Below are 8,007 nucleotides of genomic sequence, written 5' to 3'. Positions count from 1 at the left end.
GGCAGCGTAAGTTGTTTATAAGAGACAGGCCCGGATGCGTTGCATCCGGGCCCGTCGCGTCCGAGCAGTAACAGGACGGCGAGGAATGGACCGGGAGATCACGCTCGATACCGGCGAGGCAAGCGAGCGGGCGTCGGAGGAATCGCAGATCGAGCGAGAGGGGCAGCGTGCGCTCTCGACCCGCGCGCTGATCCTCGTCCACCTCTCGCTCCTGTTCGTGGCCGTCTCCTGGGGCTCGAACTTCGTCTCGATCAAGTACCTGCTGCGCCGCATCGACGCGACCGAGGTACTCATGATCCGGCTGACGCTGGCCAGCCTCTGCTACGCCGGGTTCCTGCTCCTCTCCGGTCGCGGCTTCACCCGCTTCGCCCGCGCCGACTGGCGCAAGGCCGGGCTCATGGCGCTGCTCGGCGTGACGATCAACACCGGTGCCGTGGCCTACGGCGTTCAGATGATCCCCGCGGCGGTCGCGAGCCTGATCGTGACCGGCAACCCGGTCTTCACCGCGCTGATCGCACGCGCTCTGGGCCAGGAGCGCCTTACCCCGCGCAAGCTCGCCGGGATCGCCGTCGCCTTCGCCGGCTTCCTGGTCGTGCTGCTCTACGGCGGGCCGGAGGCGCAGTTCAGCGTGCGCAACGCCATCGGCATCCTCATCACCCTGCTCGGGCCGCTGGCCTGGGCCTTCTACACCGTGCTCAGCAAGCCGCTGCTCGTGCGCTACGAGCCGGTGCAGTTCGCGGGGACGGTGACGGTCCTCGGCACCATCCCGCTTCTGCCGCTGTTCGCTACCCGTCCCGAGGTGGTGCGCGAAGCCCTTCGGTTCGGCCCGGCGGAGTGGCTGGCGGTGCTGACCATGGTCCTCTTTGCGCTGGTACTGGCCTACGCGCTCTGGTACCGTGGCCTGCGGGTGCTCAGCCCGACTCAGATCGCCGTCTACATCTACCTGGTGCCGGTCTTCGGCACGCTCGGGGCCTGGCTCCTGCTGGGAGAGCACATCACCATCTACCTGCTGCTCGGCGGCACCCTGATCCTGCTCGGTGTGATCTTGACCAACACGGCGCGCCGCGGCCCGGTCGAGCACGACGCGCGCGCCCGGAGGAGGGCACGATGAGTGAGTTGACGCACTTCGACGAGCGCGGGCAGGCGCGCATGGTCGATGTCGGGGAAAAGCCGGAGACGCACCGCGTCGCCATCGCCCGCGGCGAGGTCCGGATGCAACCGGAGACGCTGCGGATGATCGTCGAGCAGCGCGCCGCCAAGGGTGATGTGTTCGGCGTGGCCCGGATCGCCGGGATCATGGCCGCCAAGAAGACGCACGAGCTGATCCCGCTCTGCCACCCACTCATGCTCACCGCGATCACCGTCGATTTCACGCCCGACGAGGCTCGCGGGGCGGTGGTGATCGAGGCGCGGGTCGAAACCCGCGGCCAGACCGGCGTCGAGATGGAAGCCCTGACGGCGGTGAGCGCCGCGGCGCTGACGATCTACGACATGGTCAAGGCGGTCGACCGGGGCATGGTCATCGACCAGATCCGCCTGGAGGAGAAGCGCGGCGGGCGCTCCGGTACCTGGCGCCGCGAGGGGTGAGTGTCCCGCCGTGCCGGCGTTCCTTCAATCGGACGCTGACGACCCGTGCGCTGGACGCCGCGTGGCCGCCTGAGGGCTGTGCTCCGGGTGCCGGGCGCGATAGAGCCAGCCGAGGACGAAGCCAACCGCGCAGAGGAGGGCCATGATCCCGACCGCGATCCGCACGCTCAGCGTCTCGGCCAGGTAGCCGAGCGAGAGGGAGCCGACGGGAGCCGTCCCGGCAAAGAGGAAGATGTACAGGCTCATCACCCGCCCACGCAGTTCCCCGGGCGCCAAGATCTGCAATCGTGAGTTGGCGGTGGCGGTGAAGATGATGCTGCCCGCGCCCAGCAGGACCAGGATCGCCACTGTGAACGGCAAGGACGTCGAGAGCGCCAGCAGCCCGAGTAAGACGGTGAAGCTGCCGGCTCCAATCAGCAGCAACCGCTCGGTCGGGCGGCTCACGTAGGCCACCCCGAGTGCGGAGGCAAGCGAGCCGATCCCCATAGCCGTCAGCAGTCCGCCGAAGCCCAGCGCGCCGGTGTCGAGGACGTAGCGGGCGATGAGCGGCAGGATGACGGTGAACTGGTAGCCGAAGGTGCCCAGGAACGCCATCAGGATCAGCACCAATGCCACCGCGGGCGTGTGGATTGCGTAGGCGATCCCCTCGCGCAACCGCGTCAGCACCGGCCCCCGCGCCGGTGGCGGCACCTCATGGAACTCCTCCGGGCGCATCATCAGCAGACCGACGATGACCGCCAGGAAGCTCACCGCGTCGGCATAGAAGGGGACAGCGATGCCGAATGCGGCGATCATCGCACCGCCGATAGACGGGCCGACGATGCGGGCCGTGTTGAACAGGCTGGAGTTGAGCGCTACCGCGTTGGGCAGGTTCTCCGGCCCGACCATCTCGACCACGAACGCCTGCCGTGTCGGGTTGTCGAAGGCGGTCGCCAGCCCGAGGACAGCGGCCAGGACGTAGATGTGCCAGATCTGCACCACATCCAAGGTGATCAACACCCCCAGGATGAGCGAAACGGTGCCCATAACCGCCTGTGTGACCAGCAGCACCTTGCGCTTTGGCAGCCGGTCGGCGATGACGCCGCCGAAGAGTGCGAAGAGCATCATCGGCAGAAACTGCAGCGTGGTCACCATCCCGAGGGCGAAGGAGGAGTCGGTGAGATTTAGCACCAGCCAGGACTGTGCCACTCGCTGGATCCAGGTGCCGGTCACCGACAGGAGTTGGCCGAACCAGAAGAGCCGATAGTTGCGGTTGGAGAATGAGACGAACGTCCGCGCGAGCGACTGGCGCAGTCGGCTGCGCAGCGGGACGCTCGCAGCGCCGTCGATCGATCGCTGTTTCACCAGTTTCCGGCTTGGTCTCCGCATACGCTCTGCCGCCTCTCGCTCGTGGTGCCGGCTACCCCATCACGGCAATGGTGAATACCCCGGCCAGGATCAGCATCGCGCCGGGGATACGCTCCCGGCCGCCGCCCTCACCCAGCACCCACACGCCGAGGACCGCGCCGATGACGATGCTCACCTCGCGCAGGGCCACGATATAGCTGACCGCCGTGAGTCGCATTGCCGCGAGGATGATCAGATAGGTTCCCAGCACCAGCACGCCGACCACGAGGATCGGAACCCGGTTCTCGGTCCACTCGCGGCGCAGCGCGGCCCGGCGGCGGGTCAGGATGTAGGGCGACAGGCCGAGGGTCATCCCCGCCATGAGCAGGTAGCCGTAGACGACCGGGTGGACCCGGGCGACCCCCGCCTTGTCGACCAGCGAGTAGCCACAGATCGCAAACCCCGTCAGCAGCGCGAAGAAGGTACCGAGGTTGAAGGCGCTCTGCTGACCGGCGGCGATGCCGAGCGGTTGGCGGACGAGCGCCCGGAGCGGTTCCTGGTGCATCACCAGGATGCCCGCGACGACGAGCGCGATCCCGACTCCACCGGCGAGCGAGACGTGCTCGCGCAAGAGCGGCAGGGCCACGAGCGGCACCAGCGCCACGCCGGTGCCGCGGGCAATCGGATAGGCCAGCGAGAGCGCGCCATGCGTGTAGGCGGCAGAGAGACAGAGGTAGTAGGCGACGTGGATCGTCGACGTGGCCGCCACGAAGGGCCAGCCGTCGGCAGGGATCGGGTGGGCGCGCAGAAAGCCCGCGAACGGTAGTGCGTAGACCACGAGTGTGGCGAGGTTCGCCAGGAAGAGAAAGGCGAGCGTGTCCCGGCTCCGCTTGACGAGCAGATTCCAACTAGCGTGCAGGCTGGCCGAACTCAGGACCAGAACCGTCGCGAGGGTTCCCATACATCCCATCATACCACCGCTGGGGAGATGCCCCGCCCGCCTTCGCCCGCAAGCTGCTACGATTAGCCGACGGCAGCAGCCGATGCGGAGTGGAGTCGAGGAGGCGATGAGCGAGCGCGTCGAAAGGAGCGAGGTCCAGCGACTACGCGCGGAGGTGGTCCGCGCGCACGATCGGTTCGCGGCCCTGGTGTCCGGGGTCGACCCGGTCGTCTTGGAGACCAACCCGGCGGTCGGCTCCTGGTCGGTGCGGGACGTAACGGGGCATCTCGCCGACTGGCACCGGGAGATGCTGGACGCCGCCGAGCACATCCTGGGCGGGCCGAAGCCGCGGCACCACCCGATCAAGCACACGCAGAGCTTCAACACTATGTCGGCCGCCGTGCGCGGCACCGAGCCCTGGGAGCAGGTCGCGGCCGACTTCGCGGCCGCGCGCGATCGCGCCCTCGCCTTCCTCGACCGGCTGACGCCCGAGCAACTCCGCGCGATCGGCCCCTTCCCCTGGGGAGAGGTCGGCCGGCTACACCGCCTGATCGAGGAATTGGTCGAGCACGTCGACGAGCACGCGGCGCAAGTGGAGGAATGGCGCCTGCGCCTCGGGTGAGCGACGGGAGCACGAGCGTCTCGCCTGTCCCCCGCTAAGAGACTCCCCGCTCCAAACGTTGGGAGCGGGGTCGGGGGTGAGGGCCGTTCCCATGGCGAAGGCGCCCGCGCTCCTTGCGCCGAAGGAGGCCCGAGTCATGACCACCACCATTGAGTGGGAACGGGACTTCGCGCACGCCGCGGAGCGCGCCGCCCGCGAGCGCAAGCCGCTGCTGATCGACGTCATGAAAGACCCCTGACGCGGCTGCGCCAAACTGGATGCCGTGACGTATCCAGACGCCCGTGTCGTGACCGCGGTCACCAGCCGCTTCGTGCCACTCAGGCTCGACCTCTTCCGCGACCCGCGGGAGGTCGTGCGGCCGCTCAACGTGATCTGGACCCCGACGATCCTCTTCGCCGACCGGCGCGGCACGGTCCACTACCGCAGCCTGAACTTCCTGCCCCCCGACCTGTTCCTCACCCTGCTCGACCTGGGCGAGGCCTGGGTGGACCTGCACTGGTCGCGTACCGACCACGCCATCGCCGTGCTCCGCGGCGCCTACGAGCGGGACCCCGACGGCGCCCTCGCGCCGGAGGTGCTCTACCGCCTGGGCATCGCGGTCTACCTCAAGACCCGTTCGGACCCGGAGATGTACAAGGTCTGGGACGTCCTGCGCAAGCGCTTCCCCGACTCCATCTGGGCCGCGCGCGTCCCGTAGACGAGGGCCGGGCGCTGCCCGCATGGTCCGCAGGCGTGACGCCCGCCCCTACTGCGGGTCGGGGTGGCTCAACACGGTGTCGACGACGGCGAGGAGGTCGATCAGGTCGAACGGCTTGGGAATGGCGGCCGCGGCATCGAGCGTCCTGGCGTGCTCCTCCAACCGTCCCCCGGCCGAAAGCAGCACCACCGGCACATCGCGCGCCCGGTCGAGCGCCAACTGGCGGCGACGGAACTCCCAGCCGTCCATCTTCGGCATCCAGAGATCGAGGAGGATCAGGTCGGGGCGCCACTCGTTGAGCACGGCGAGCGCCTCCACCCCGTTCCGGCACGCACGCGTGACGTAACCCTCGGCCGCCAGCACCTGCGTGATGATGTCGACGATCGCCGGATCGTCGTCAACCACAAGGATCGAAGCGGCCGCAGGCGCCATTCTCTCGTCTCACTAGATCACTCGCGGCAATGCTGCGCGTTGCGCATTCCCCAGCATCCACTACCGCCGCAAATCCGCAAGCACACCGGCCGTGCGCTCACGACGCGGCATTCCCCTCCGGGTAGCGGCAGGTCGCAAGGGGCATGCCGTGATACTCCATCAGCGTGGATTGGTCGGTGCGCAATCCAGACACGGACGCCGGGCCCATGGAATAATCGGCAGGCAGACACCCGGTAGAGGATGCAGGGAGGGAAGGAACCTCATGACCGAACGGTTGACGTCGCCGGCCACGCGGGTCGAGCCGGTGACCGAGGAGCTGCACGGGCACACGATCGTCGACCCGTATCGCTGGCTGGAGGATGATGAGTCACCGGAGACGCGCGCCTGGGTCGACGCCCAGAACGCCTATACCCGTCGCGTGCTCGACGCCTCCCCCTCCCGCGCCCACATCCGCGCCCGGCTGGAGACGCTGCTCTCGATCGGTGACATCTCGGCGCCGGTGATGCGAGGCGAGCGCGCCTTCTTCCTCCGGCGGGAGGGGCACGAGAACCAGCCGAAGCTGTACCTGCGCGAGGGGGACAGCGAGCGGGTGTTGCTCGATCCCAACCAGGAGAGCGCCGAGGGGACGACCGCGCTCGACTGGTGGTACCCCTCGCCCGACGGCAAACTCGTCGCCTTCGGCTACTCCCAGGACGGCAACGAGGAGAGCGTGCTGCAAGTCCTCGACGTCGAACGGGGCACGTTGCTCACCGAGCGCATCGACCGGACCCGCTTCTGCAGCATCGCCTGGCTCCCCGATGCATCCGGCTTCTACTACACGCGCTATCCCCAACCGGGCGAGGTCCCACCGGGTGAGGAGCGCTACCACCGCAAGGTCTTTCTCCACCGGCTCGGAGACGACCCGGCGGCCGATCCCCTCGTCTTCGGTGACGGGCTACCGGCGGAGGCCCAGCCGCACGTCCATCTCTCCCGCGACGGCCGCTGGCTCATCGTCACCGTGAGCCACGGCTGGGCGCGAGCCGACCTCTACCTCTACGACCGCACCCGGCCCGACGCCGGGTTCGTACCCGTGCTCGTGGGCGAGGAGGCCCTGGTCGAAGGGTTCGTCCACCGCGATCGGCTCTTCCTGCTGACCAACCTCAATGCGCCGCGCTACCGGCTGCTGGCGGTCGATCCGGAGCGCCCGGAGCGCGAGAACTGGCAGAACGTCATCGCCGAGCCGGAGGAGGCTCGCATCGAGCAGGTCGTCCCGGTGGGTGACCGGCTGGTGGTGCAGACACTGGTGCGGGCGACCTCCCGCCTGACGCTGCACGACCTGGACGGCCGTCCGCTGAGCACCATCGACCTGCCGGGGATGGGGACCGTCTCCGGGCTGAATGCCGAGTCGGAGGGCGAGCGCGCCTACTTCCGCTTCGAGTCGTTCACAGTGCCGCCGACGGTCTTCGCGTGCCACGCTGCCAGCGGCCAAGTCACCGAGTGGGCCGCGGTCAAGGCGCCGATCGACCCCGCCGCGTACACCACCGAGCAGGTCTGGTACCGTTCGGCCGACGGCACCCGCGTCTCCATGTTCATCGTGGCCCGAGCCGGGACGCCACGCGACGGCAGCGCCCCGGCGCTGCTGACCGGCTACGGCGGGTTCAACATCAGCCGCACGCCGCTCTTCGACCGCCGTATGTTCTTCTGGCTGGAGCAGGGCGGCGTCTACGCGCTGCCCAACCTACGCGGCGGCGGCGAGTACGGCGAGGAGTGGCACCGCGCCGGGATGCGCGAGCACAAGCAGAACGTCTTCGACGACTTCATCGCCGCGGCCGAGTACCTGATCGCCGAAGGCTACACGCGCCCCGAACGCCTCGCGATCCTCGGCGGCAGCAACGGCGGCCTGCTGGTCGGCGCAGCCATGACCCAGCGGCCGGATCTCTTCCGCGCCGTCGTCTGCCAGGTGCCGCTGCTCGACATGCTGCGCTACCACCGGTTCCTGATCGCCCGCCTCTGGATCCCGGAGTACGGCTCGGCCGACGACCCGGAGCAGTTCGCCTACCTGTACGCCTACTCGCCCTACCACCGAGTGGTGGACGGCACGCCCTACCCGGCCGTGCTCCTGACGACGGCCACCTCGGACACGCGAGTCGCCCCGCTGCACGCGCGCAAGATGGCCGCGCGCCTGCAAGCCGCGACCGGCTCCGACCGGCCGGTGCTCCTGCGGGTCGAGACGGCCGCGGGCCACGGCGCAGGCAAACCGCTCGGCAAGCAGATCGCCGAGCAGACCGACATCTGGACCTTCGTCTGCGACCAGCTCGGGGTCTCGGTGGCCTAGCGCCACACCCCATGAGCGCGGTCGACCCGTGGCCCCCCCCGTGCCCCCGCGGGCGCCCGTTTTCGTTGGGGCCCCCCCCCCCCCCCGGT

At 69.0% G+C, this 8,007-nt stretch carries 8 protein-coding genes; 5 read left to right on the top strand and 3 right to left on the bottom strand.

Features of this window, described 5'->3' with window-relative positions; genetic code table 11:
* The first annotated feature begins 85 nt into the window (after positions 1 to 85).
* Positions 86 to 1,111: a DMT family transporter gene (locus IRZ30_RS13610; protein ID WP_294085978.1), complete on the top strand. Its 1,026-nt coding sequence runs from the start codon at positions 86 to 88 to the stop codon at positions 1,109 to 1,111.
* Entirely contained in the window at positions 1,108 to 1,587 is a 480-nt protein-coding gene (gene moaC, locus IRZ30_RS13605; RefSeq protein WP_294085977.1) for a cyclic pyranopterin monophosphate synthase MoaC, read from the top strand. Before IRZ30_RS13610 ends, moaC begins: the two co-directional genes overlap by 4 nt.
* Before the next feature lie 24 nt (positions 1,588 to 1,611).
* On the opposite strand, the gene IRZ30_RS13600 is transcribed toward moaC, so the two are convergent.
* Together IRZ30_RS13600 and IRZ30_RS13595 are read right to left on the bottom strand one after the other, a co-directional pair.
* Positions 1,612 to 2,931 carry an MFS transporter gene (locus IRZ30_RS13600; RefSeq protein WP_294085976.1) on the bottom strand — a complete coding sequence of 440 codons (1,320 nt, stop codon included), beginning with the start codon at positions 2,929 to 2,931 and terminating at the stop codon, positions 1,612 to 1,614.
* Positions 2,932 to 2,986: 55 nt separating this feature from the next.
* Complete coding sequence (locus tag IRZ30_RS13595) at positions 2,987 to 3,874, bottom strand: SMR family transporter (RefSeq protein WP_294085975.1); 888 nt, start codon at positions 3,872 to 3,874, stop codon at positions 2,987 to 2,989.
* A gap of 82 nt (positions 3,875 to 3,956) precedes the next feature.
* Between IRZ30_RS13595 and IRZ30_RS13590 the strand changes: the two genes are divergently transcribed.
* Positions 3,957 to 4,475, top strand: a complete 519-nt coding sequence (locus IRZ30_RS13590; RefSeq protein WP_294085974.1) for a DinB family protein — start codon at positions 3,957 to 3,959, stop codon at positions 4,473 to 4,475.
* 262 nt (positions 4,476 to 4,737) lie between these two features.
* Complete coding sequence (locus tag IRZ30_RS13585; RefSeq protein ID WP_294085973.1) at positions 4,738 to 5,172, top strand: thioredoxin family protein; 435 nt, start codon at positions 4,738 to 4,740, stop codon at positions 5,170 to 5,172.
* A gap of 48 nt (positions 5,173 to 5,220) precedes the next feature.
* Here the strand turns inward: IRZ30_RS13585 and IRZ30_RS13580 are convergent, their stop codons facing one another.
* On the bottom strand, positions 5,221 to 5,604 hold the full coding sequence (locus IRZ30_RS13580; RefSeq protein WP_294085972.1) for a response regulator transcription factor: 384 nt from the start codon (positions 5,602 to 5,604) through the stop codon (positions 5,221 to 5,223).
* Positions 5,605 to 5,866: 262 nt separating this feature from the next.
* Here IRZ30_RS13580 and IRZ30_RS13575 point away from each other — a divergent pair, with 262 nt between their 5' ends.
* Positions 5,867 to 7,918, top strand: coding sequence for a prolyl oligopeptidase family serine peptidase (locus tag IRZ30_RS13575; protein ID WP_294085971.1), 2,052 nt, complete (start codon positions 5,867 to 5,869; stop codon positions 7,916 to 7,918).
* The last annotated feature ends 89 nt before the right edge of the window (positions 7,919 to 8,007 follow it).

Source organism: Sphaerobacter sp., from assembly GCF_019683595.1.
Taxonomy (GTDB): Bacteria; Chloroflexota; Chloroflexia; order Thermomicrobiales; family Thermomicrobiaceae; genus Sphaerobacter.
This window is presented reverse-complemented; position numbering and strand designations above follow the sequence as displayed.

What these genes read in the sequence shown, in the direction of transcription:
- moaC (WP_294085977.1), top strand. Translation starts at nt 1,108, where the DNA reads ATGAGTGAGTTGACGCACTTCGACGAGCGCGGGCAGGCGCGCATGGTC.
- IRZ30_RS13610 (WP_294085978.1), top strand. Translation starts at nt 86, where the DNA reads ATGGACCGGGAGATCACGCTCGATACCGGCGAGGCAAGCGAGCGGGCG.
- IRZ30_RS13595 (WP_294085975.1), bottom strand. Translation starts at nt 3,874, where the DNA reads ATGGGAACCCTCGCGACGGTTCTGGTCCTGAGTTCGGCCAGCCTGCAC.
- IRZ30_RS13575 (WP_294085971.1), top strand. Translation starts at nt 5,867, where the DNA reads ATGACCGAACGGTTGACGTCGCCGGCCACGCGGGTCGAGCCGGTGACC.
- IRZ30_RS13590 (WP_294085974.1), top strand. Translation starts at nt 3,957, where the DNA reads ATGCGGAGTGGAGTCGAGGAGGCGATGAGCGAGCGCGTCGAAAGGAGC.
- IRZ30_RS13580 (WP_294085972.1), bottom strand. Translation starts at nt 5,604, where the DNA reads ATGGCGCCTGCGGCCGCTTCGATCCTTGTGGTTGACGACGATCCGGCG.